We start from the raw sequence: 24,927 nt of genomic DNA on the forward strand, positions 1-24,927 counted from the left end.
ATGAAAAACCTTATTTTATCTAGCTTGGCTTTTGCAGTATTTAGTGTATCAGTTAATGCCAAAGAATCGTCGGTTGATTTAAGTAAAATTAAAAGAGAAATCAACATTATGAGCAATATATTAACAGCCTCATTTGCACAAGATAACACACTAGGTTTACATCGAATTGAAGCACAATACTTTATTTCTCAAGGTATCACTTTCAAGCTAGAGGCTAAATCTTTAAATAATCGTGGTTTTAGCTGGTCTAATATTTTGCCATCCATACCACTACCACCTGAGGCTGTAGCTCCAATTGCTTTTAATTTTGACGAAACACACATAGAAGAAATTAAAGAGCGGGCTATTTCAGTCTCTAGGGAGGCTTATAATACGGCTTTAGAAGCAATTCAGGAATCAAGTGATCATATTAGAGAGTTGGCTGAACAAGAAAGGGATATAGATCATGAAATTCGTTCAAAAGAACGCGAAGTAAAAGATGTGAGTTTTGAGCGACGCCATGCTGAAAAAGAGAGTCTAAAAGAGCTTGAAGTAAGGAAAAAGGAGTTGAAAAACCAGGTTAAGGAATTAGAAAAGCAAAAAGTAGCGCTAAAAAAAGAAAGAAAAAAATTAAAATCAGATGTTCGTGAGAAGCAAAATAACAATAAAAAAGCATATCAAAAACAAAAAAAGCAGACTTTAATGAGCATTAAAAACACTTTATCTATAAGTTTATGTGATTATGGTGCAGGGCTTAGAAATTTACCAAGCAGTGAAAATGTAAATTTCATTCTAAAAAATGCAGGTGAAAATAAAAATGATATCATTTATATTTTCAGTAAAAAGGATATTAAGTCATGTGTTGTTGGTGATATAAATTCAGAACAGTTATTAGCTAAGGCAATTAGTTATCGTTTCTAATTAAAAAGAGTCAAACTGTTCTTGTTAATGTGTTATAAAGATTGATACTAAAAAAAGAGCGATAATTAAGGTTTCAATTATCGCTCTTTTTTTAGCTTATAATACTGTTTTGTTCGATTTCAGAGTGGTTTTTTAAGTTGGGTAAAAAAAGTAAATATACTAAAACAACTAAATTAAAATAGGGAAGTAACCCTAATGCAGAAAAAGTAATGATTGGATACCCTTTCATTTTTGCATTTATATAGCAGTAATAAGTAATTAGCCCATTAGCTAACAATAATAAAACAACAAACAATGTCATACCTGACTCCTCATTTTTTAAATCTAGACTACATCCTTTGCAAATGATTATAGTCAAGGAGCATTTTTGATAAAGTGAAAATATCAAAAATTAAGGGAATAATTGTTAATTAGATGTTTTACAAAGCGTTATTTTTTTTAGTTGATCAGGAATATTTTCGGCCTTGATTGGCTTGGAAATAAAGTAGCCTTGGGCGTAGTCTACGCCGATTTCTTTTAATTGATTGAACGTTGCTAAGTCTTCTACAAACTCGGCAACACATGTCTTATTTAGAGAATGACTAATGTCTTTTATCGCTTTAACTAACGCTAAATCAATGGGATCATTAAGCATATCTTTTACAAAAGAACCATCTATTTTGACTTGGTCGGCAGGGAGTTGCTTTAAATAACTGAAAGTGCTGAAGCCAGTGCCAAAATCATCGATAGAAAAGCCACAACCTAGCTGTTTTAAATGTTCTATCATAGTTCTTGTGGCGGCTAAATTGCTTATGCTGGCTGACTCCGTAATTTCAAATACAATTCTTTGTGGATCAACTTTATGGTGTTTTAGTGTATTTTGAATTAAAGGTAATAAGCCTTCATCGGCAAAAGCATGTGCAGATAAATTAATGGCTATTTTGTTTAATGCTGAATGTTTAGCTGCATCTTTGATTGCGGTTTTTACAACACAGTGATCCAGTAAATTCATATCAGAAATAAGCTCTAGTGGTGGAATAAATTGACTCGGGTAGATGAGCTCTCCATCTATTCTTAATCTAAGTAAGCTTTCAAAATATGCTACTTTTTTAAGTTTAAAGTCCCAAATAGGTTGGAAATGCAATTCTATTTGGTCTTGTTGTAATGCTAATCGAATTTGACGAGTCCATGCTAAACCAGACATCATTTTTTCACTATCATCATCAGCATTGCTAAAGCAGTGAACTAGGTTTCGACCTCGTCTTTTTGCGACATATAGGGCTATATCTGATTGTTTAAGGCATTCATTAGCATCATTATTATCACTTGATATCATAGTTAAACCAACAGAACAGCTAATAGAGTATATTTGTTCAACACTACGGAACTGATACTTTTCAAGTGTTTGGCATAAACTTTCGGCTATAGTATGGGCTTCTAATAATTCTATATCTTGTAAAATAACAGCAAATTCATCACCTCCAATGCGACATAAGATTTGCCCTTCGGTGATAGTATGTTGAAATAATTTAGCTGCTTTTTTGAGAACATTATCGCCCTGTTGATGGCCCAAACTATCATTGATCACTTTAAAATGATCTAAATCGATATAGAGTAAAGCATGATGTTTGTTATTTTGGGTATCTTTGCAAATTTGATTTAATGAAAGATCAAAATAATGGCGGTTATGTAAGCCTGTTAATGTATCGTGCAGTGCTAAGTGCTGTAATTGAAATTCTGCTTGTTTTCTTTCATGGATATTATCTATGCTGGCAGTGATGCTTGTATGAGTTTTATCACTTTTAATTGACTGCAAACGACATTCAACCCAGATAGGGTTTCCAAGTTTATGCTGAAGTTGTAACTGCAGCGTTCTTTGCTGAAAATGACCATTTAAAATAGCTGAAATAGCGTTTTCTAATAATAATTTAAATTCAGAAACACAAAATTTACTGAACTCTTTACTTAAGCTGCTTTTAAAATCAAAGCCTAATAACGTTTCCCAAGCAGGATTAATAAAACGTATTGTGCCTTTGGCGTCGAGTTCAAGCACAACTGTATTTAAATGATGTAAAATTCTTTGGTGGGCTGAAAATAAATCTTTATATCTTTGTTGGCTCAAACTCAGTTGTTCAACTTTGCTTGCAAACTCAGCATAACTCACCATAAAATCTTCGCGTCTAGCTGCTTGATCACATACTTTATTTAACAGTGGTTGACTGTAAGGTATTCGAATAAAGTCGCTGACTCCTGATAATAAAAGTTGTTCAGCAACGTTGGCATCATCTGTATCAATAATAGTTACAATCGCCTGACTGGCTTTTTGTTTTAATAATAAAGCGACCAACTCTTCAGTTGAAGGCGCAAAATTGCTGATTGAATTAATTAATACAATTGCAAAAGAATCTTGCTGAAACAAAGTAATGGCTTCTTTACTATTGGTAACATGAGTAACTATAAAAGTGTCTTTTAAATACAGCTTAATTTCATTGGCTTGTGTTTCACTTGGCTCAATTAATAACAAATTTAAGCGGCTACTTTTTTCTAAATGGCTAGATAAAACATTCGCTAATACTTGTGGAAGTTGTGGTATTTTCTGTTCTGTTATAACTGCATCAATACCGTAACTTCTTGCTGTTGTATCAGCTATTCTTTCAAAATGATTTGGGGTTGTTAATACGATTGGCGTATTTTTAGGCGTTCTCAATAAACCAGAACGTACCATACGTGAAAATCGCCAGCCGTCAATGTGGCCTATATTTAAGCCTGTAATGATAAGTTCAACAGATTGGTTTTTTAAAAGGTCTAAGGCAACTTCACTATTTTTTGCTTCTAAAATTTTAAATATATTAAGGTGAGCTAATGAACGTTTTAATGCATTTCGTTGTTTCAAGCTTGTGTCTAAGATCAAAAGCTTAAGCTGAACAGCCATAACTGGCCACCTCTAATTAGATTTAGTTATTTAGATACTGGGCATAATGCTAATGGAACGAATATAAAAGTGCAATACATGCAAGGCTTGCTTTAACTTAAGACAATCAATAAAATTGGCGCGATTTTGGTCTGATATATTAAAAAATGACTAAATTTTGAAGTTATTTTTGTAATGAAAAAGAATGAATTTTAATAGATAGGATGTATAACTAAATGCGTGTAGCTGATTTTAGCTTTGAATTACCTGATGAACTGATCGCTAGATTTCCAAAAGAAAATCGTAGTAGTAGCCGTTTATTAAAATTAAATGGTAACAGTGGTGATATTTCACACCATGTATTCAGTGATATGCTCGATTTTGTTAATGAAGATGATTTATTAGTTTTTAATAATACAAAAGTGATCCCTGCGAGAATGTTTGGTCAAAAAGCATCTGGAGGTAAGGTTGAAGTTTTAGTTGAGCGAGTTTTGGATGAGCATCGTGTTTTAGCGCATATTCGTGCTAGTAAATCACCTAAACCTGGTAATGAATTAATTTTAGAAGGCAGTGTTAAAGCAATTATGATCCAGCGTCAAGGATCTTTATTTGAGCTTGAATTTAGTGGCGAAGAAAATGTTTTAGAGATATTAAATAAAATTGGGCATATGCCACTACCGCCATATATTGATCGTCCAGATACTGAAAAAGATAGAAAGCGTTATCAGACAGTATATGGAGAAAAACCTGGTGCGGTCGCTGCGCCTACAGCAGGTTTACATTTTGATGATGATCTTATGGCCAAATTAAAAGATAAAGGTGTTGAAATGGCCTTTGTCACGCTACATGTAGGTGCTGGTACCTTTCAGCCCGTAAAAGTTGAAACTATCGCTGAGCATGTGATGCATTCTGAATATATTGAAGTACCAGAGTCAGTAATTGAAGCTGTTAAAGCGACTAAAGCGAGAGGGGGTCGTGTTATTGCCGTAGGCACAACATCGGTTCGTTCACTAGAGTCAGCGGCGCAAAAATCGGATAATGAGCTGACCAGCTTTTATGGTGATACAGATATCTTCATTAATCCAGGTTATGAGTTTCAGGTGATTGATGCCATGATCACTAATTTTCATTTATCAGAGTCAACTTTAATTATGTTAGTCAGTGCATTTTCGGGTTTTGACAATATTAAACATGCATATCAGGTGGCAATTGCAGAAAAATATCGTTTTTTCTCATATGGTGATGCCATGTTTTTGGAGCCTAAAACACAATAATTAATAGGTGATTTAAGGTGAGTTAATATCTGAATATAAGCTCACCTACTTTTAAGTTTCCAACTCGTAGCTTCTAGCTTGCAGCACACCCCCTAAAACATGTAGAATCCCTCGATTAAATCCCATATTAGTTGGACTGTTTTTCCGGCAAACGAGGTTGAAATGAAATTTGAATTAGACTGTACAGATGGTAAAGCCCGTCGAGGTCGCTTAATTTTTGAACGTGGTGTAGTAGAAACACCAGCTTTTATGCCTGTAGGTACTTATGGTACTGTCAAAGGTATGACCCCAGATGAAGTAAAAGAGACTGGGGCGCATATTTGCCTTGGTAATACCTTTCACTTAATGCTTCGCCCAGGTACTGAAATCATCAAACAGCACGGTGATTTACATGATTTTATGAATTGGGATAAACCAATTTTAACTGACTCTGGTGGTTTCCAGGTTTTTAGTTTAGGTAAAATGAGAAAAATCACTGAAGAGGGAGTGATGTTTAGCTCTCCTGTTAACGGTGATAAGATCATGCTGACACCTGAAAAATCTATGCAAGTGCAGCGTGATTTAGGCTCTGATATTGTTATGATATTTGATGAATGTACGCCTTACCCTGCAACTGAGAAAGAAGCCAAAGATTCAATGATGTTATCTCAGCGTTGGGCTAAACGTTCTAAGGCTGAACATATAAATGTTGAAGAAGGTAAAAAACCTTCCGCTTTATTTGGCATTATTCAAGGTGGTATGTATCCAGAGCTTAGAGCCCAATCTCAAAAAGGTTTAGAAGAAATTGGCTTTGATGGTTATGCTTTGGGTGGTTTATCAGTAGGTGAACCCAAAGAAGACATGATTAACATTCTTGACGAATGTGCTTATAAAATGCCTGAAACTAAACCTCGTTATTTAATGGGGGTTGGCAAACCTGAAGATTTAGTTGAGTCGGTTCGTCGCGGTATCGATATGTTTGACTGTGTTATGCCGACACGAAATGCAAGAAATGGCTTTTTATTTATCACTGATGGTATTGTTAAAATTCGAAATGCAGTACACAAAACAGATACAGGCCCTGTAGACTCTGAGTGTGACTGTCATACTTGTAAAAATTATTCTCGTGCTTATTTACATCATTTAGATAAGTGCAATGAAATTTTAGGTTCTCGATTAAATACAATTCATAACTTACGTTACTACCAACGTCTGATGCAAGGTTTACGTGATGCGATTGGTGAAGGTAAATTAACTGAGTTTGTTGAAAACTTTTATGCTATTCGAGGGCTAGAAGTACCAGAGTTAAAAGAAAATAATTAATAAGAGTAACAAGATGGCATATCGCTATCTTGTAATTTCTGGGTTTAAACCCAATCTATACAATATTCAAAAAATAGTAATACTAAAGAGGTTTTTATGAGTTTTTTTATGTCGAATGCTTACGCTGCTGATGCTCCAGCGGCAGCGCCAGGTGGCGGTTACGAAATGTTAATTATGCTAGCCTTGTTTGGTTTGGTATTTTATTTTCTAATTTATCGCCCTCAATCTAAACGTGTCAATGAACATAAATCTTTAATGAGTTCATTAGGTAAAGGTGATGAAGTGCTAACTCAAGGTGGTTTAGTGGGTAAAGTTTCTAAAATTGCCGATGATAAAGATTTTGTTGTGATTGCATTAAATGACCAAACGCAAGTAACAGTGCAAAAATCAGCAATTTCAGCGGTATTGCCTAAAGGTACTATGAAGTCTTTATAAATTGTTGTGTAATAAATAGTATTAACTCGGGTTTTTACGCGAGAATGGCTGTGACAATGAAATGTGACAGCCGATTAATTAAAAATAAGAAGGATACAACAGGTGTTGAATAAGTACCCAGTGTGGAAGTACTTGATGGTATTGGTGATAGTTATAATAGGCTTATTATACTCATCTCCTAATTTGTATGGTCGAGATCCGGCAATACAGGTATCAGGTGCAAAAGGCGCAACGGCAGATTTAGCTATTTTAGATAAAGTAACTAAAGTAATGTCTGACAGTAATATCGAGTTAAAATCTTCAGAATTAGATAAAGATCAAATATTGATCCGCTTTAAAGATGTTGATTCACAGCTTAAAGCCCAAGATATTTTAAAAGATGCTTTGGGTGATGGTTATATCTCAGCCATCAGCATGGCCCCTGCAACTCCTGAATGGCTTAAAAGCTTAGGTGGTTCACCTATGAAGCTGGGTCTAGATTTAAGTGGTGGTGTTCATTTCACGATGGAAGTGGATATGACAACAGCACTAAACAAATCTATGGAGACTATGGTTCAAGATTTTAGAAGCGATCTACGTGGTGAAAAAATTCGCTACAAAACGATTCGTCGTGTTGCAGGGCAAGATAAAGTACAGGTTGTTATGCGTACTGCTGAGCTAAAAGATACAGCAGAACGTTTCTTAAAAGATAGATATCGCAGTTATATATTCAGTAATGATCGCAGCAATGATTTAGCATTTGTTGTAGGTCTAAGTGATTTAAAAGTAAAAGAAATTCGTGATTATGCAATCAAGCAAAATGAAACAATTATTCGTAATCGTGTCAATCAGATTGGTGTTGCTGAGCCTAACGTGCAACGTCAGGGTGCTGAACGTATTATTGTGCAATTACCAGGTATTCAAGATACGGCACGTGCAAAAGAAATTTTAGGTGCAACCGCAACATTAGAGTTTCGTTTAGTTGATGCAAATTCAGATGTTCGTGATGCAGCAGCAGGTCGTGTGCCACCGGGTTCTGAGATCATTATGCATCGTCAGGGTTATCCTGTATTGCTGAAAAAACGCATTATTTTAGGTGGAACGCATATTACCGGAGCACAATCAGGTTTAGATGAATATCAACGCCCACAAGTGAATATTCAGTTAGATAGCAAAGGCGGTTCTAAAATGTCGGCCTTTACAAAAACAGCGCAAGGTAAATCTATGGCGACTGTTTTTATTGAATATAAACCTTCAGGTAAAAAAGATAAAAATGGTAAAGCACTTCCTCCGATTAAAGTTGAAGAAGTGATCAATGTCGCAACAATTCAATCTCGTTTAGGTCGCTCGTTCCGCATAACGGGTATTGATAATCCAGCTGAAGCGCATAATTTAAGTTTATTATTACGAGCGGGTGCGTTAGTTGCGCCAATTCAAATTGTTGAAGAACGCACTGTTGGTCCAAGCTTAGGTAAAGAAAATATTGAATCAGGCATGACAGCTGTTGTATTAGGTTTTGCCTTCGTTTTAGCATTTATGCTGATGTATTATAAAGCATTTGGTATGGTGGCAAATTTAGCCCTAGGGGTAAATCTTGTTCTAATCTTTGCTGTAATGTCACTTATTCCTGGAGCTGCTTTAACACTGCCTGGTATAGCGGGTATTGTACTGACTGTTGGTATGGCTGTTGATGCAAATGTACTTATATTTGAACGTATACGTGAAGAGCTAGCTGAAGGGCGTAGTCCACAACAGGCTATTCATGAAGGTTATAATAGTGCCTTTAGTACGATTATGGATGCAAACATCACAACTTTGATTGCGGCTATAATTTTATTTGCAGTTGGTACTGGCCCTATAGCTGGTTTTGCCGTGACACTTGCAATTGGTATTTTAACGTCGATGTTTACTGCAATAGTAGGTACTCGTGCTGTTGTTAATATGGTTTGGGGTGGAAAACGCCTAGATTCACTGTCGATTTAAGAGAGAATACTTATGCAATTATTAAATGTTAAAGGTACTATCGGCTTTATGGCCAAGCGAAAAATCGCTATGGTTTTTTCATCGATTTTGATTTTAGCCTCTGTCGTAATGTTATTTGTTAATGGTTTAAATTTTGGTTTAGATTTTACTGGCGGTACTTCGGTTGAAGTGGGTTTTTCACAATCTGCTGATCTTAAAAAAGTACGTACGGTATTAAACGACAATGGCTTTAAAGATGCATCAGTGCAATTATTTGGTTCAAGTACTGAAGTATTAATTCGTTTGGCGCCTCGTGGTGGTGATATTAAAGCCGAAGAGATTGGCAATCAGCTAATGGATGCAATGAAGTTAGTTGACGACAAAGCACAGATGCGCCGAATTGAGTTTGTAGGGCCAAGTGTAGGTGAAGATTTAAAAGAGCAAGGTGGTTTAGCTATGCTTACCGCGCTTATTTGTATCTTAATATATGTGGCTATGCGTTTTGAATGGCGATTTGCCATAGGTGCAGTTGCTGCACTTGCCCATGATGTTACTTTAACAATAGGCTTGTTTGCATTGTTAGGACTTGATTTTGACCTAACAGTTTTAGCGGCAATCTTAGCCGTGATAGGTTATTCATTGAATGATACGATTGTTGTGTCGGATCGTATTCGTGAAAACTTCCGTAAGGTAAGAATTGACGATACCTTAGAAATTATTAACATTTCATTAACGCAAACATTAAATCGTACTTTAGTCACTTCAATAACAACTTTATTAGTACTAATCGCCTTATTTATTTGGGGTGGTCAAATCATTCATGGTTTTGCTACTGCATTATTATTTGGTGTGTTTGTTGGTACTTACTCCTCAGTATATGTTGCTAGTGCAGTAGCGGTTGCTCTAGGAGTCAGTAAAGAAGATTTAATACCTGTTGAAGTAGAAAAAGAGGGTGCTGAATTTGAAGAAATGCCTTAAGTATTTTTAAACAATATATAAACTTACTTTTGAGATAAGAAACCCCGTTAGGGGTTTTTTTATGTATATTACTTTTTAAAATCCTTCTATCAGGCATTGTTCAGAGCAAAGACGTAGCCCAGACTTGTTCTGACAGTGACCAATTTTAATATAGTGTTTGTCAGGTTAAATTTGAGCTAGTACAGAATAGGTTGTTAACACCAAGCGACTTTGTCGTACCTTAATTACCAAGCGATTCTGTCGCAAATAACTACCAAGGGAAATTGACGGATCTATTTTATCAGTGTTTCTTAATTGTTCTTTTTTGAATATTTGAGGAACACAGAGGTTGATTATTATGGACTCCAAAGCCCAACTCACTGTTGATATTATTGCTAAAGTTGCTGAGCGCAAGATTACTATTGTTAATGCGGCCAAACTCCTCAATAAATCTAGAAGAACCATAGAGCGTTACCTTCAGCAATATCAGAAGGTCGGTATTCAATTTGTTGTTCATCGAAACACTGGCAAAGCTCCTGTGAATAAAACATCTGATTCTCTCAAACGTCAAGTCCAAGCATTAATCAAAGAGAAATACTTTGATGTGAACCTACAGCATTTAGTTGAGTTGCTTGAGGTGAATGAGAATATTTTTGTTAAGCGAGAAACATTAAGATCTTGGGCGCATGATATTCATCATGTAAAACGTGCTAAACGCAGACGAGCTAAAGCTCGTAAAAGACGTGAACGAATGGAATCACCTGGCTTGCTACTGCAAATGGACGGCAGCCCCCATCGTTGGTTTGGGGATCAAAAATCATGTTTGATTGCGATTATTGATGATGCCACTAGTGAAATTCATGCAGAGTTCTTTAAGTCAGAAACTACCGTTGGTTGTTTAAAAGTCATGCGTGATTACATGATAAGAAAGGTTTGTTTAAGGCGCTTTATGTGGATAGGACTGGCATCTTTGGAGGGCCTAAACGTTGTCACTTCTCACAAATGCAACGGGCTTGTGATGAGTTAGGAATCGAAATCATCTTCGCCAATTCGCCCAAGGTAAAGGTCGTATCGAGCGTTCATTCGATACCTTCCAAGACAGGCTAGTACCTGAACTAAGACTTAACAACATCAAGGATATGATAAGCGCAAATCGTTATTTGCAAGACGTATTTATTCCTCAATTCTGGCAACAGAAAATAGAAGTCAATGCTAAGAACACTGACTCTGAATTCACATCGGTTCCTGCCCATCTCAATCTCGATGATGTCTGTGTATTGAAGGAGTATCGAAAGATCAGAAATGATCACACGTTCAGCTATGGCAACAAGTTCTACCTGATAGAATCCCCACTGAAGCACTCTATTGCTAAGCAAAAAATAGAAATTAGAAAGACGAGTAATAATGGTTTTATAGCTTACTTTGGGGGCCGAAATTTGGCGGTATCAGAAGTCATTGAACCGACTAAACTTTCAATGGAAGACTTGGAAATACAAAAGAAAATGGACGTATTAGCGCTAGCAGACAAGCTTGGTAACGTCAGTGAAGCCTCACGCATCAGTGGCATATCGCGAGACACCATTTATCGTCATAGACGCTTAATTAAAGAGGGCGGCAAGGAAGCACTGAAACGCCAAGTTACTCAAGACCTTCGACATAAAAACAGAACAGATGAAGAGCTAGAAAAGTTGGTAATCGACTTCTCGTTACAAAATCCGCATCTCGGCTAAGTCCAAGTGTCTTCGCAACTTAAAGTGAATTACGGCGCAGAGATAAGTGCTAATGGTGTTAGGTATGTATGGTTGAGAGAAAATATGAATACCAGTGCGTTGAGGGTTCAACGTTCACAGTCATTGCTAAAAATAGCCTAACAATGACTGTTCTATTGCTGATTTAACACTACCCTGATATGGTACTACGACAAAGTCGCTCGGTAATTAGTCCGACAGTTTCCCTTGGTAATGATACTAGTACAGAATAGGTCTATTATTTTACCACTTTTACTAATTTTGAAGTTGTAAATTTTACTTTATAATTTTCAGCGCTTTGACAATTAAACATATCGCTACATACTGATAGATTAAAACTAAGGTTTCCAGAATGTAAAAAATCTTTTGATGTATCTTTAACGTAATTGCCGTAAATGCGTATTTTCCCTTCTATAGTGCCATTTCTGATACTGCTAAAATTCATGGTCTTCGCATAACTAGGTACTTCATATGTAACATCATCGGCAAACAGCTCTCCAATATTATTTTTTGACAGTAAGGTTTCACCATTATAAATTTCAAATACTTCACTATATGCTCCTCCTTCTCGAAAACCATCAAGAGAATATAAGCTTAATTGGTTTATTGCTTGATTAAAATTACCATCAGGAACAACTATAGAAAACAAAACCTCTAAATAGTTTGTATCATTCAGTACAAACTTTGATTGAATTATTCGCTCATAACTTGCAGTTAATGAAACATCTTTAAAGTCAGAATATTTTTTTACTTGTATGTAATAAGTGCCGCCTGACTCTGTTGGCTTGCAACTTTCTTCATTAGCTGGGCCCATAGAAATACAATCGTAATCGTTTTCTTTTTTATCTTTTCCAAAGGTTATAAATAGGTCTGCATCTCCAGAGCCTCCAGATAATGCGAAGTTAATACCAGCTGCTCCAGTTGGTACTTCAAAAGTAAAAACCTTACCTTCAGTATTGTCTGTATTTAAGTTCGATTGCACTTTACCATTTCGTAAAGTTGTATTTATAGAATCTTTAACGGTTCTATTTATGACGTTCGTAACACCAAATTCAATGTAACTGCTGTCGGCATAACGACAGCTTTCAAAATTTTCACCTTCACAAATATCAAGAGTATAAGAGAGGAAGTCATTAAATAAAACATCTTTTGATGGATCATCTCTATTTGTAACATAGACGCGTATTTTTCCATCGATTGTTCCATTTCTAAATTGACTGAAATTTATTCCGCTAGTTGTCACGCCCGGAATATCTTGGGAGTGCCACGCCGGTCCACTGTATTCTTTACTGGATAGCAGAGTTTGACCATCATAAATTTCATATAATATTTCTGTATTACCTGCTACTCCTGCTGTTAATAAATTGAAGCGATTTACTGCCTGGTCAAAATTATTTTCTTGAGCCTTTACTGAAAAGTTTATTTCCCAGTAGTTTTTGTTACTTAACGTAATTTCGCCAGCATGAGTTATAAATGATATTATGCTGATAAATAATATGTAACTTAGTCTAAAAATATATTTCATTAAGAAATTCCTTTTTTGTATTTAAAATTGTTATTGCTAACTATTGCACTATCTGTTTCAAGTACCCGAAACCACACTATTATACTAAGAATTATGTTTAAATAAAGAAACACATCATTTAAATTATAAGTATCTTTAAGTTTTCTTATTAAAATACAAAGGCATAGCATAAAGTTGCAATAGGTTGCCATAAAACTGTCATGTAAAGTTAATATAATGTCACTGAATTTAATACAGTAGGTACTTTTTATGACTTCTAACGATGCTCTTTTTACTAAAATTATTGAAAAGGAGTTGATCTCAACTTTATTTCAGCCTGTTTTTGATTTTAGTAAAACAAATGCATTAGGTTATGAAGCGTTAAGCCGAGGGCCTCAAGGAAGTGCTTTAGAGTCTCCTGAAGTATTATTTAAACTCGCTGGTCAGTTGAATAAAATATCAGAATTAGAATTACTGTGCCGAAAAAAGGCAATAATAAATTTTGCGAATTTAAATTTAAGTGGCAAACTTTTGCTGAATGTCAGTCCTAATGTTTTATTGGACCCTAATCACCCTAGAGGTGAAACATTGCATTTATTAGCGCAAAATGGTTTATCTGCTAATAGAGTGATAATAGAAGTAACAGAGCAGGAAAAAGTTGAAGATAATGATTTATTTAAACAAACGATTCAGCATTATAGAGAGTTAGGTTTTGTAATTGCCATTGACGATTTAGGGGCTGGTTATTCAGGTTTAAAGCAATGGTCTGAATTACAACCTGATATTGTAAAAATAGATAGGTATTTTATTGATCATTGCGATCAAAGTTTTGTTAAAAAAGCATTTTTAAAAATGATTTTGGAGTTGGCGAAAATTACTAATACTCAAGTCATTGCTGAAGGTATTGAGCGTGAAGAAGAGCTTTTGTTACTTAAGTCTTTAGGGATAAATTTAATGCAGGGCTTTTTATTGCAAAGACCAGTTAAAATACCAAATAAAAATTCACTTTATTATCCGAGTATTTCAAAGTTTAAATTAGAACAAACCGCATAATACTATTCATCATTTTACCCTTGTTATTTATAGCTACACTAATAATTTATTTGGCACTAACTTTGCTTTAATCTAAGTCTATTGTTTTGTGATTGAAAGCAATAAAGTGTGATGGTACTTTAAACGTATGCCTCATACTTTAATTGGCTATAATTTTAAGATTTTGAACCTTAATTTTAAACATTCACTCAAAGTTAAACCTTACTTCAGTTATAAGTGAAAACTATGAAAATAATGACATTTATCATTTTATTAGCCATGTTTATCTGTGGTGTTAGTTCTCAATCGGCCAATGCCGCACCAGTTATAAGCTCAGTGACACTTTCAAACTCAGTTCATAAGGTCGGAGATAATGTCACTATCTCTATATTTGCAGATCAAGCAGGCTTAACCTTGGTTTCAGGTTCAGTTAATGGTGTGAATTTAAGTGCTTTTACAGATACTGGAGGAGGAAATTATACCGCATCATATATTATTATTGACGGTGGTAACGATATCGCTACTGGGTCTGATATTCCGGTAAATTTGATTCTAGAAGATGCTAGTAATGTACAAAGTAACAATTATATAACGCCAATTAGTCAAACTGCTGATGCTATTTATGCCAATTTACCAGATATTAATCTAACAGTTTCAGCTAATTCTTTAGTTGAAAATAGCGGTTCGGTAAATGTTATTGCAACACTTAGTGGTAGTTTAAATAACCAGTGGCCAGCAGCAATAACTGCAAATTTGACTTATTCTGGTACTGCTACTGTTGATGTTGATTATACCAAATCAGATTCTATTTTGATCCCACAAAATAATACTTCTTCATTAACTAGCATAACAGGTAGAGTTGACAATCTATATGATGCTGCTGTTGATGAATCTGTGACAATAACGCTTAATACTGTTTCAGTTGGAACAGTAGGGACCACAAATCAGCAAACTGTAACGATAGTTGATGCGCAATCAGCTCCTGTTGTAACATTATCGGTTGCAACCAATTCAGTTTCTGAGGTTGGTGGAACTTCAAATATTACAGCAACACTCAGCAATGAAAGTTTTCAAGATGTTGTGGTTAATTTAGCCTTTTCAGGTACGGCAGCTTCTGGTGCCGTAGATTATAATACACCTAGTAATTCTATTACGATTAGTGGAGGTTCTTTGTCTGCAAATGCAGCAACAGGAATTTCTACAGTCAATAATGAGTTAATTGAGGGCAATAAAACAATTATTATTGATATAGCCAGTGTTGTAGGGGGAAGTGAGAATGGAGTTCAACAACAAACGATTACAATTTTAGATGATGAAACAGCCAATGTTAGTTTAAGTTTAAGTGTGGCTTCAATTGCTGAGGCTGCAGGTTTTACTCAATTAACGGCAACAATTAATAAAGTGACTTTTCAAGATGTGGTTGTTTCTCTTGCATATTCAGGTACGGCAATAAGTGGAATTGATTATGTTACACCAAATTTGACGATTACTATCACGCAAGGCCAGACTACAGGGTCAGCAACCATTACTGCTATTCAAGATACAGATGAAGAGGCAGATGAAAGCATCATAATTGATGTGACAAGTGTTACAGGCGGGGTTGAAAGCGGTATACAGCAGCAAACGATATCCATTTTAGATGATGATAATCAAACACAGGCAGATGTTGCATCTGTAAATGAAGATAACCAAGTTTTGATTGATGTACTCAGTAATGATGGGGGGGCTGGTAATGAATTAAATCCTGCAAGTGTAACAGTTGTGACTGCTACTACTCATGGTGTGACTTCAGTCAATACGGTAAATGGTATTGTTACTTATACGCCAGATGAAAATTATTTTGGTACAGATACTTTCACTTATGTTGTAACTAATTTAAGAGGCACTATATCTAGTGAGACGGCTGTAGCTATTACAATCAATAGTGTTAATGACGCACCTATTGCAGTTAATGATACAACGAGTGTCGCAGAAGATAATACTGTTGTAATTTCTGTTCTTTCTAATGATACTGATGTTGATAATGCTACTGAAATAAAATCTTCTTCGTTAGCTATAACAACCCAGCCTGAGCATGGGCAAGCAACAATCAGCAATGGCCAAATTAGCTATAAAGCAAATGCTGATTATAATGGCAGTGATTTTTTTGGATATACTGTAAGTGATGTGTTTGATGCAGTCTCTAATGTGGCGACTGTGAGTATTAATGTGTCTGGCAGTAATGATGCTCCAAGGACTACAGATGACACTGCAACAATAGCTGAAGATTCAGTCATTACAATAAAAGTACTTGAAAATGATCAAGATATAGATGGTACCTTAGATATAACAAGCATTGCCTTAGTTGCAACTCCTTTAAAGGGAGATGTGCAAGTTCAGCTTGATGGTAGTGTTATTTATACACCGAATAAAGATTTTTTTGGTTTAGACACTTTTACTTACACGGTTAAAGATAACGAAAATGCTTTATCTTTAGCCACGCGAGTTAACATTAACGTGACTGCCGTCAATGATGCGCCAGTATCAGCGAATGATATTGTTGTATTGAAAGAAGATGTTGCGCATACAATAAATGCTATTGGTAATGATGTAGATGTTGATGGCGCAATAACATCGATTTTAATTATGCAAGCTCCTACACAAGGTAGCGTCATTGTCGATGAAGCCACTTTACTATTAACTTATACACCCAATGCTAACTTTTTTGGTACAGATACATTTACCTATCAAACGGCTGATTCCCTTGATGCTAAGTCAAATACTGCCACCGTTTTATTAACCGTTGAAACAGTGAATGATAATCCTCTGAGTAATAACGATGAAGCACAAACAGATGAAGAAGTTGCAGTTTCAATTAATGTATTGGAAAATGATCAAGATATTGATGGTGAATTAGTATCACAGTCGATTATTATTGTAACCCCGCCTAAATTTGGTACGACAGAGGTGCACCCTAGTGGAAAAATCACTTATACACCGCAGGTCGATTATGCTGGCGAAGACTTTTTTGTTTATCAGGTAAGTGATGATCAAGGTGGTGTTGCTTCAGCAACCGTTTTAATTCAGGTTAACAATATTAATGATGCACCAGTCGCTTTAAATCAAGCGATTGAATCAAATGAAGATGATGCGTTGGTATTTGAATTAACAGGTACTGACGTTGATAAAGATAATTTAGTATATTCTTTAATTACATCACCTACTCAGGGAGTGCTAACTGGTGAAGCTCCAAACCTCATATATCAACCAAATGAAAATTATTTTGGTAATGATAGTTTTACTTTTAAAGTTAATGATGGGACCTTAGATTCGACTGAAGCCACAATATCTATCAACATACTTTCAGTGAATGACGCTCCTGCTGGAAATGAAAAAACAGTTTTAGCTGCTGAAGATCAAACAACAAATATTGTTTTGACAGGCAGTGATGTTGAAGGAGATGACATTACTTTTGCATTAGTGACGAGTACTAAAAATGGCACGTTAACGGGTGATGTGCCTAATTTGGCTTATACACCGTTTGAGAATTACTTTGGCGAAGATAGTTTTTCTTTTGAAGTAAATGATGGAAAATTAACTTCAACAATAGTTAATATGCATATTGATGTAAAAGCAGTTAATGATATTCCTGTAGGAGATAAGCAATCTCTTAATGTTCAAGAAGACACATCTATTTCATTTAAGTTAACTGGTAGTGATATCGATAGCTCTGTTTTAACTTTTAAAGTGATTAAAAATCCGCCTAATGGCATTGTTAGTGGTCAACCCCCTTATTTAGCTTATACCCCTGATGGTGATTATAACGGTAATGATAGTTTTACTTTTGAAGTGCAAGATGGTTCAGGAAAATCAAAACCTGTAGTAATTGATGTAACAGTAGAGCCTGTTAATGATGCCCCTTTGGCAATAAACGATACAGTCAGTCGAATAGACTGGCAAGCTGTTAATATTATGGTGCTTAATAATGATAGTGATATTGATGGTGATAGCTTAAAAATAGTGGGTGCCAATACAAAAACTGGTTCAGTTACTTGGGTTGATAGCATTTTAACATATACACCTGCCGCAGGTTTTAATGGTTCTGCTGTTGTTGAGTATCAAATATCTGATGGTTTTGGTGGGTTAGACTCTGCGTTAGTTCTTATTGATATTAACGTGCCTAGTAGTGAGTTACCAAAAATAACTCCACCAAATGATATTGAAGCAGATGCTTCAGGCTTGTTTACACAGGTTGATATTGGTGTTGCCACAGCAGTAGATAAAGACGGTAATTCGCTACCTGTTACTTTAGTCGATAACAATACCTTTTTTAAACCAGGTGTGAGTACTGTATTTTGGCAAGCAATAGATGAAAATAATCAAACTGTAGTTATAAGCCAAAAAATTAACATGGCTCCATTAATATCTTTATCTAAGGAACAAAAAGCAGTCGAAGGTTTTGCTGTAAAAGTTGACTTGATGCTTAATGGTTTAGCGCCGCGCTATCCTTTGTCTATCCCCTATAAAGTGAGTGGTACAGCTGAAACTTTTGTTGATCATGATTTAACTAATGGTACTTTAGTGATTGAGTCTGGCACGCATGGTGAAATTGCATTTAACGTATTTACAGATGAGTTAGCTGAAGAAGATGAAACCGTTATTATTGAGTTAGGAAGTGGTGTTAATCGCAGTGAGCAATACATTCATACTGTCACTATCAGTGAAAATACCATTTTACCTAAAGTAAGACTCATGGTTGAGCAAAACGCTCAACAAGGCTCAGTTGTTAATAAACAAACAGGAACTGTGCTTGTTAGTGCAAAAGTGGAACATCCAGATCATGATAAAAAATATCAATATAAGTGGACAAATACCGAGTTATTATTAACTGACAATGATGACTCTGAACTTACCTTTAGTTTTGATCCTAGTACGTTAAACATTCAGAATTACCAAGTTAACTTAGAGCTTATAGACCTTGACTCACAAAAAACGATAGTAACAAAACAAATTACGATACATTTAGATGAAACTGCTGCGACATTAACTTCTGCGGATACAGATTTAGATGGTATACCTGATAATGTCGAAGGTCAGCTGGATAGAGATCAAGATGGTATTGTTGATTACTTAGATGCGATTAATGAATGTAATGTGCTACCTTCTAATATCGCTTCTGTAACAAATTTTTTAATTGAAGGTCAAAGTGGGGGATGTTTACGTTTAGGAAATCGCGCTTTCAAAAATCAAATTACAGGTGCACTGATTGAAAATGGTGCAATAGATGATATTGGCGCTCAAAATACCGGTGGGGTCTATGATTTTATTGTTGAGGGGTTGTCACCTGATGGTCAAAGTTACAAAGTTGTATTTCCTCAACTAAAACCTATACCAGCTAATGCTTTATATCGTAAACAGGTTGAAAGTGGCGATTGGCAAGATTTTGTATTAACCAGTACTGATAAAGTGTTTTCTACAGCAGGAGAGTATGGTTATTGCCCTCCTCCAGGTGAAGGGTCGTGGCAGTTAGGTTTAATCTCTGGTTTTTGGTGTGTACAAGTTCAAATATCTGATGGCGGCCCTAATGATGCTGATCATAAAATAAATGGAACTATTGTTGATCCTAGTGGTGTCGCTGTCATTTTTGATGGAAATCATCAACCTATTGCTGAAGATGATAGCGCACAAACGCGTATTAATACTGAAATTACAATTGATGTGCTTTTAAATGATAGTGATAGAGATAATGATTTATTGATTATTAATCCTGCAAGTGCAGTATTGGGTAATGTATCAGTTATTGAAAATAAATTAAATTATAAACCAGCGATTGATTTTGTTGGAACAGAAGTTGTTGTTTATGCTGTCTCTGATGGTAAAGGCGGTACAGATTTTGCGGAAGTTACCATTGCAGTATCTGCTAATAAAACACCTATTGCTCAAGATGATGCAGCTGATACTTTTAAAGGTGAATCTGTAATCATTATTGTTTTATCCAATGATACGGATCCTGATGGTGATAGTTTGAGCTTAGTATCTGCTTCTGCGTCAAATGGTAATGTCGCAATTAATAATGATGGTAGTTTGACTTACATTCCAAATAGTGAGTTTATTGGAGTTGATGAAATTAGTTATCGCATCAAAGATGTTTTTAATGCTCAAGCTAATGGCATAGTTAAAGTAACGGTTTCTGAAAAAGAAGAGGTTACTCCAGAGTCTGAAAAAAGTGACAGTGGTGGTGCTTTATTTTGGTTATTGATGTTAATTACTTTAATTAAAAGTCGAAAAGCTTTTAAAATATAATAGAAATAAAAAAGGAGCCATAGGCTCCTTTTTTATTATTGATAGTTTTTAAATTAACGTAATAAAGTATCAGTTAAATGAGGGCGAAGCTCTTTAACTATGGCTTGTGATAGTTTAGGGAAACCACAAACTAAATTACCGCTTTCGTTAAAGTTATTGCCGCCGGCAAAATCCATTAATAAACCACCGGCTTCTTTTACAATTAGTTGGCCTGCAATCGTTTCCCAAGGTTTTAAACCTATTGCATAAAAACCATCAACACGCCCTGCTGCAACATAGGCTAAATCTAGTGCAGTAGAGCCAGCTCTACGCATATCAGCAGTTTGAGTAAATAATGCTTGGAAGCTTTTAGTATAAGCTTCTAAATGATGTTTATGTTTATTAGGAAAACTGGTTGCTAGAATAGTCCCCATTAGCTCATTTGCTTTAGATACACGTAAGCGTTTATTATTTAGCTGTGCGCCTTGACCACGAGAAGCTGTAAATAATTCACCTCTAATTGGATCATAAATAACAGCTTGATCTAAACGACCTTTAATTTTTAATGCGATAGAAACAGCGAAGTGTGGGATGCCTTTTACAAAGTTGGCAGTGCCATCAATTGGATCAATAATCCATTGATAATCTGTATTTGAACCTTTATGCTCTCCTAATTCTTCACCAACAATACAATGATCAGGGTATGATTTTAAAATAGAATCACGGATCACTGCTTCAGCATCTTTATCTATGTTAGTTACAAGGTCATTGCTACCTTTTTGTTGAACTTCAATTTTGTTTGGCTCTTCGAAAGCACGAACAATAACTTTACCTGCATTACGCGCAGCACGGATCGCAATGTTTAACATAGGATGCATAAGAATACCTTTGGTTATGTAAAAGAACAATTAATCACATAGTGATTTAGCCGCGCTATTTTAGCGACTTTTATTTTAAAGTAAATAGGGTTTTTTGAATTATTATATTGTTTAACAATTAATCAATGTTTTATAGAGAGTTGAGATGCAAAAAATCTAATAGCTGACGATGAAATAGACTATATGTTAGAATTTACGTAATTTAATGAAATGTTCGGAATAACTTAAATAATGCTTTTAAATGAAGTGAGAGTCGTCTTAGTAAATACATCACATAATGGAAACGTAGGCTCTGCCGCACGAGCAATGAAAACTATGGGGTTATCTAAATTATATTTAGTTGACCCTGTTAACGAAATTGACAGTCATGCGTCGGCTTTAGCTGCGGGTGCAACCGATGTATTAGGTAACGCAATTGTTGTTGATTCTTTAGCTGAAGCTATTGCAGACTGTTCATTAGTAATTGGGACCAGCGCACGTTCTCGTACTTTATCTTGGCCTATGGTTGAGCCTAGAGAGTGTGGTGAAAAAATGATTGCAGGTGCAAAGTCGGGCCCAGTAGCTTTAGTATTTGGTCGAGAAAATAGTGGCTTATCAAATGAAGAACTACAGCTTTGTAATTACCACGTATGCATTCCTGCAAACCCGGAATATAGCTCTCTTAATTTAGCTATGGCGGTTCAAACTTTATGTTATGAAGTTCGTATGGCTTTTTTAGCTGAGCAGGAAAGAAGTGATGAAGCTAGTGAAAGTTCAAGTGAAGACGAATCGATTTATCCAAGTTCAAAGCAAATGGAATTATTTTATGACCATTTAGAAGATACACTTAATGAAACTGGTTTTATTGTTAAGCAACATCCTGGGATAGTGATGACTAAGTTACGTCGTTTATTTAATCGTGCACGCCCTGAAGAAGTAGAACTGAACATTTTACGCGGTATTTTGTCTTCAATTGGTAAAACAATAAAAAATACTAAAGATTAAATTTACAGCCATACTCATAAGCATGAATTCCAGTGAATATGGGTATGGTGATGTTCAAAAGAATAAAGGAAGATATCAATAGTGTATTTTCAAGAGATCCTGCCGCTCGCACTTTCATAGAGATATTGTTTAACTCCCCTGGTTTACACGCATTATGGTGGCATAGAGTCACCCATTACTTACATAAATTGCACTTTTTATTTTTAGCGCGTTTTTTATCTACAATTGCGCGATGGTTAACTGGGGTTGAAATTCACCCTGGAGCCGAAATCGGTAAACGCTGTTTTATTGATCATGGTATGGGAGTTGTGATTGGCGAAACTGCAGTTATTGGCAATGATGTTACTTTATATCATGGTGTAACATTAGGTGGTACCAGCTGGCAGTCAGGTAAGCGACATCCAACATTAGCTGATAATGTGGTAGTGGGTGCGGGAGCACAAATTTTAGGCCCTATTGAGATTGGGAAGGGAGCAAAAATAGGTTCAAACTCTGTGGTTGTTAAAAATATTGCACCAAAAGCAACTGTTGTTGGTGTACCTGGGCGTGTAATTAATCCTCAAGTAAAAGCTGAATCTAGAGAAACAGCGAATAAACGAAATGAAATTGCTAAAAAATATGGTTTTGATGCTTATGCTATATCAGAAGACAATCCAGATCCTGTGGCTAATTCAATTGGAAAAATGTTAGATCATATGCACTTACTTGATAACAAGGTGCAAGAACTTAGCCATGCATTAACTTTATTGGGTTCAAATGTATCTGAGTCTCAATTGCCAAAAGTAAATATAGAGGTTGATGATTTTTGCCAAGCTGAGAAAAAAGCTAAGCAAGCACGTTCACAAGCACATCAAAAATTTGACCCTGAAATATAGTAAATTAGAATCGGGAAGTACTTGACTAAATTACTCAGGTATTTAAAATGCAAGAATACCCGACTTAATTACTCAGGTATTTACAGGTTTGACAATATAATACTTGACTATGTTAGTCAGGTAATTAAAATTCGCCATTCAAAATGTACACTAACACTGGGGGGCTAGTATGAAATTAACATCTAAGGGCAGATATGCAGTAACTGCAATGCTTGATGTTGCATTACATGCTCAAATTGGCCCTGTATCACTTGCTGATATTTCAGAACGTCAAGAGATCTCTCTTTCTTATCTTGAGCAACTTTTTGCTCGTCTTAGAAAACATGGCTTAGTTCGCTCTATTAGAGGTCCGGGCGGTGGGTATTTATTAGGTAAAGAAGCGAAAGATATTTCAGTTGGTGATGTGATCATTGCTGTTAATGAATCTGTTGATGCCACTAAGTGTCAGGGAAAAGGGGACTGCCAAGGTGGCTCTAGATGTCTGACACATAACCTTTGGTTAGAATTAAGCAGCAGAATTAAAGAGTTTTTAGATAATATCACTTTAGCGGAACTTGTGACCCAAGGTGATGTAAAAGAAGTTTCAATGCGTCAAGATTCTCATTTGAGAGATGCCATTGCACAATTAGAAAATATTCAAATTAGCTATCAATTATAAGCAGGACCGGAGCAGAAAAGAAATGAAGTTACCAATTTATTTAGATTACGCAGCAACTACACCGGTAGATCCGAGTGTTGCAGAAAAAATGATTGAATGTCTGACTATGGATGGCAATTTTGGTAACCCGGCATCTCGCTCTCATCGTTTTGGTTGGCAGGCTGAAGAGTCAGTTGATCAAGCACGTCATGATATCGCCGCATTAATAAATGCTGATCCTCGTGAAATTGTTTTAACATCAGGTGCAACTGAGTCTAATAATTTAGCAATTAAAGGTGCTGCAAACTTTTACAGTAAAAGTAAAGGTAAGCATATCATCACTGTAAAAACAGAGCATAAAGCGGTACTAGATACCTGTCGTGAATTAGAACGTCAAGGTTTTGAAGTAACCTATATGGACGTAGAAGACAATGGTTTACTTGATTTGCAAAAGTTAGCTGATGCAATGCGCGACGATACAGTACTTGTAAGTGTAATGCATGTAAACAATGAGTTAGGTGTTATTCAAGATATTGCAACGATTGGTGAAATGTGTCGTGAACGTAAAATTATGTTCCATGTTGATGGCGCTCAAAGCGCAGGTAAAGTAACTATTGATTTGAAAGAATTGAAAGTAGACTTTATGTCATTCTCAGCCCATAAAATTTATGGACCTAAAGGTATTGGTGCATTATATGTACGCCGTAAACCGCGTGCTCGCCTAGAAGCACAAATGCATGGTGGTGGTCATGAGCGTGGTATGCGTTCAGGTACTTTGGCAACACATCAAATTGTAGGTATGGGTGAAGCTTTCCGTATTGCAAAAGAAAAATTTGAAGATGATCATGCACGTATAACTAAACTGCGCAAACGTTTAATCGATGGCATGTTAAGTGAGCTTGAAGAAGTTTATTTTAATGGTACACCAGATCAATCAGTACCTGGCATAGTAAACATTAGCTTTAACTATGTTGAAGGCGAGTCATTATTAATGGCTGTTAAAGATATTGCAGTTTCTTCTGGTTCAGCATGTACATCTGCAAGTTTAGAACCTTCATATGTATTGCGTGCATTAGGCCGTAATGATGAATTAGCGCATAGCTCAATTCGTTTCAGTATCGGTCGTTTCACCACTGAAGAAGAAATAGATTACACGGTTAAATTATTAAACTCTTCAATTGGAAAATTACGTGATATGTCTCCTCTTTGGGAAATGTTCAAAGATGGCATAGACTTAGAATCAGTTGAGTGGGCAGCCCACTAAACAAATAAAGTTATATTTGCGAGTTAATTAGCTCGCAGTCTCTTT

At 35.7% G+C, this 24,927-nt stretch carries 15 protein-coding genes and 2 pseudogenes; 13 read left to right on the plus strand and 4 right to left on the minus strand.

What is annotated here, in order from left to right; genetic code table 11:
• Positions 1-900, plus strand: a complete 900-nt coding sequence (locus tag BM088_RS00420) for a hypothetical protein (protein WP_091978725.1) — start codon at positions 1-3, stop codon at positions 898-900.
• Positions 901-991: 91 nt separating this feature from the next.
• On the opposite strand, the gene BM088_RS00425 is transcribed toward BM088_RS00420, so the two are convergent.
• Positions 992-1,201, minus strand: a complete 210-nt coding sequence (locus BM088_RS00425; RefSeq protein ID WP_091978727.1) for a hypothetical protein — start codon at positions 1,199-1,201, stop codon at positions 992-994.
• 105 nt (positions 1,202-1,306) lie between these two features.
• Complete coding sequence (locus tag BM088_RS00430; protein WP_091978729.1) at positions 1,307-3,811, minus strand: EAL domain-containing protein; 2,505 nt, start codon at positions 3,809-3,811, stop codon at positions 1,307-1,309.
• A gap of 215 nt (positions 3,812-4,026) precedes the next feature.
• On the opposite strand from BM088_RS00430, the gene queA reads away from it, so the two are divergent.
• The 6 genes and pseudogenes from queA to BM088_RS00460 all read left to right on the plus strand — a co-directional run bounded on the left by queA (position 4,027) and on the right by BM088_RS00460 (position 11,570).
• Positions 4,027-5,064 (plus strand): tRNA preQ1(34) S-adenosylmethionine ribosyltransferase-isomerase QueA, encoded by a 1,038-nt coding sequence (queA, locus tag BM088_RS00435; protein ID WP_091978731.1) that lies wholly within the window; start codon positions 4,027-4,029, stop codon positions 5,062-5,064.
• A 162-nt stretch (positions 5,065-5,226) separates the two neighbouring features.
• Positions 5,227-6,366, plus strand: coding sequence for a tRNA guanosine(34) transglycosylase Tgt (tgt, locus tag BM088_RS00440; RefSeq protein WP_091978733.1), 1,140 nt, complete (start codon positions 5,227-5,229; stop codon positions 6,364-6,366).
• A gap of 96 nt (positions 6,367-6,462) precedes the next feature.
• The gene (gene yajC / locus BM088_RS00445; RefSeq protein WP_091978735.1) at positions 6,463-6,801 is read left to right on the plus strand and encodes a preprotein translocase subunit YajC; all 339 of its coding nucleotides are present in this window, start codon (positions 6,463-6,465) and stop codon (positions 6,799-6,801) included.
• Between the two features lie 102 nt (positions 6,802-6,903).
• Positions 6,904-8,763: a protein translocase subunit SecD gene (secD, locus tag BM088_RS00450; protein WP_091978737.1), complete on the plus strand. Its 1,860-nt coding sequence runs from the start codon at positions 6,904-6,906 to the stop codon at positions 8,761-8,763.
• 12 nt (positions 8,764-8,775) lie between these two features.
• Positions 8,776-9,720 (plus strand): protein translocase subunit SecF, encoded by a 945-nt coding sequence (gene secF / locus BM088_RS00455; protein WP_091978739.1) that lies wholly within the window; start codon positions 8,776-8,778, stop codon positions 9,718-9,720.
• A gap of 328 nt (positions 9,721-10,048) precedes the next feature.
• Positions 10,049-11,570: pseudogene (locus tag BM088_RS00460) on the plus strand (ISNCY family transposase).
• Between the two features lie 115 nt (positions 11,571-11,685).
• Here the strand turns inward: BM088_RS00460 and BM088_RS00465 are convergent.
• Positions 11,686-12,972, minus strand: a complete 1,287-nt coding sequence (locus BM088_RS00465; RefSeq protein WP_091978740.1) for a PPC domain-containing protein — start codon at positions 12,970-12,972, stop codon at positions 11,686-11,688.
• A gap of 249 nt (positions 12,973-13,221) precedes the next feature.
• On the opposite strand from BM088_RS00465, the pseudogene BM088_RS00470 reads away from it, so the two are divergent.
• Positions 13,222-13,947, plus strand: a pseudogene (locus tag BM088_RS00470) (EAL domain-containing protein); the annotation flags it as partial.
• 282 nt (positions 13,948-14,229) lie between these two features.
• Positions 14,230-20,265: a tandem-95 repeat protein gene (locus BM088_RS00475; RefSeq protein ID WP_091978744.1), complete on the plus strand. Its 6,036-nt coding sequence runs from the start codon at positions 14,230-14,232 to the stop codon at positions 20,263-20,265.
• 53 nt (positions 20,266-20,318) lie between these two features.
• On the opposite strand, the gene suhB is transcribed toward BM088_RS00475, so the two are convergent.
• Positions 20,319-21,122 (minus strand): inositol-1-monophosphatase, encoded by an 804-nt coding sequence (suhB, locus tag BM088_RS00480; RefSeq protein ID WP_091978746.1) that lies wholly within the window; start codon positions 21,120-21,122, stop codon positions 20,319-20,321.
• Positions 21,123-21,353: 231 nt separating this feature from the next.
• Here suhB and trmJ point away from each other — a divergent pair, with 231 nt between their 5' ends.
• The 4 genes from trmJ to BM088_RS00500 all read left to right on the plus strand — a co-directional run bounded on the left by trmJ (position 21,354) and on the right by BM088_RS00500 (position 24,882).
• Complete coding sequence (gene trmJ, locus BM088_RS00485) at positions 21,354-22,106, plus strand: tRNA (cytosine(32)/uridine(32)-2'-O)-methyltransferase TrmJ (RefSeq protein WP_091978748.1); 753 nt, start codon at positions 21,354-21,356, stop codon at positions 22,104-22,106.
• Positions 22,107-22,150: 44 nt separating this feature from the next.
• On the plus strand, positions 22,151-22,981 hold the full coding sequence (gene cysE, locus BM088_RS00490) for a serine O-acetyltransferase (RefSeq protein WP_177207916.1): 831 nt from the start codon (positions 22,151-22,153) through the stop codon (positions 22,979-22,981).
• Between the two features lie 169 nt (positions 22,982-23,150).
• Positions 23,151-23,639: a Fe-S cluster assembly transcriptional regulator IscR gene (gene iscR / locus BM088_RS00495; protein WP_091978752.1), complete on the plus strand. Its 489-nt coding sequence runs from the start codon at positions 23,151-23,153 to the stop codon at positions 23,637-23,639.
• Positions 23,640-23,661: 22 nt separating this feature from the next.
• The gene (locus BM088_RS00500) at positions 23,662-24,882 is read left to right on the plus strand and encodes an IscS subfamily cysteine desulfurase (RefSeq protein WP_091978754.1); all 1,221 of its coding nucleotides are present in this window, start codon (positions 23,662-23,664) and stop codon (positions 24,880-24,882) included.
• Positions 24,883-24,927 lie beyond the last annotated feature (45 nt).

Source organism: Pseudoalteromonas denitrificans DSM 6059, from assembly GCF_900112265.1.
Classification (GTDB): Bacteria; Pseudomonadota; Gammaproteobacteria; order Enterobacterales; family Alteromonadaceae; genus Pseudoalteromonas; species Pseudoalteromonas denitrificans.

What these genes read in the sequence shown, in the direction of transcription:
- tgt (WP_091978733.1), top strand. Translation starts at nt 5,227, where the DNA reads ATGAAATTTGAATTAGACTGTACAGATGGTAAAGCCCGTCGAGGTCGC.
- iscR (WP_091978752.1), top strand. Translation starts at nt 23,151, where the DNA reads ATGAAATTAACATCTAAGGGCAGATATGCAGTAACTGCAATGCTTGAT.
- yajC (WP_091978735.1), top strand. Translation starts at nt 6,463, where the DNA reads ATGAGTTTTTTTATGTCGAATGCTTACGCTGCTGATGCTCCAGCGGCA.
- BM088_RS00475 (WP_091978744.1), top strand. Translation starts at nt 14,230, where the DNA reads ATGAAAATAATGACATTTATCATTTTATTAGCCATGTTTATCTGTGGT.
- secF (WP_091978739.1), top strand. Translation starts at nt 8,776, where the DNA reads ATGCAATTATTAAATGTTAAAGGTACTATCGGCTTTATGGCCAAGCGA.
- BM088_RS00430 (WP_091978729.1), bottom strand. Translation starts at nt 3,811, where the DNA reads ATGGCTGTTCAGCTTAAGCTTTTGATCTTAGACACAAGCTTGAAACAA.
- BM088_RS00420 (WP_091978725.1), top strand. Translation starts at nt 1, where the DNA reads ATGAAAAACCTTATTTTATCTAGCTTGGCTTTTGCAGTATTTAGTGTA.
- trmJ (WP_091978748.1), top strand. Translation starts at nt 21,354, where the DNA reads ATGCTTTTAAATGAAGTGAGAGTCGTCTTAGTAAATACATCACATAAT.
- BM088_RS00425 (WP_091978727.1), bottom strand. Translation starts at nt 1,201, where the DNA reads ATGACATTGTTTGTTGTTTTATTATTGTTAGCTAATGGGCTAATTACT.
- BM088_RS00500 (WP_091978754.1), top strand. Translation starts at nt 23,662, where the DNA reads ATGAAGTTACCAATTTATTTAGATTACGCAGCAACTACACCGGTAGAT.
- queA (WP_091978731.1), top strand. Translation starts at nt 4,027, where the DNA reads ATGCGTGTAGCTGATTTTAGCTTTGAATTACCTGATGAACTGATCGCT.
- suhB (WP_091978746.1), bottom strand. Translation starts at nt 21,122, where the DNA reads ATGCATCCTATGTTAAACATTGCGATCCGTGCTGCGCGTAATGCAGGT.
- BM088_RS00465 (WP_091978740.1), bottom strand. Translation starts at nt 12,972, where the DNA reads ATGAAATATATTTTTAGACTAAGTTACATATTATTTATCAGCATAATA.
- cysE (WP_177207916.1), top strand. Translation starts at nt 22,151, where the DNA reads ATGGTGATGTTCAAAAGAATAAAGGAAGATATCAATAGTGTATTTTCA.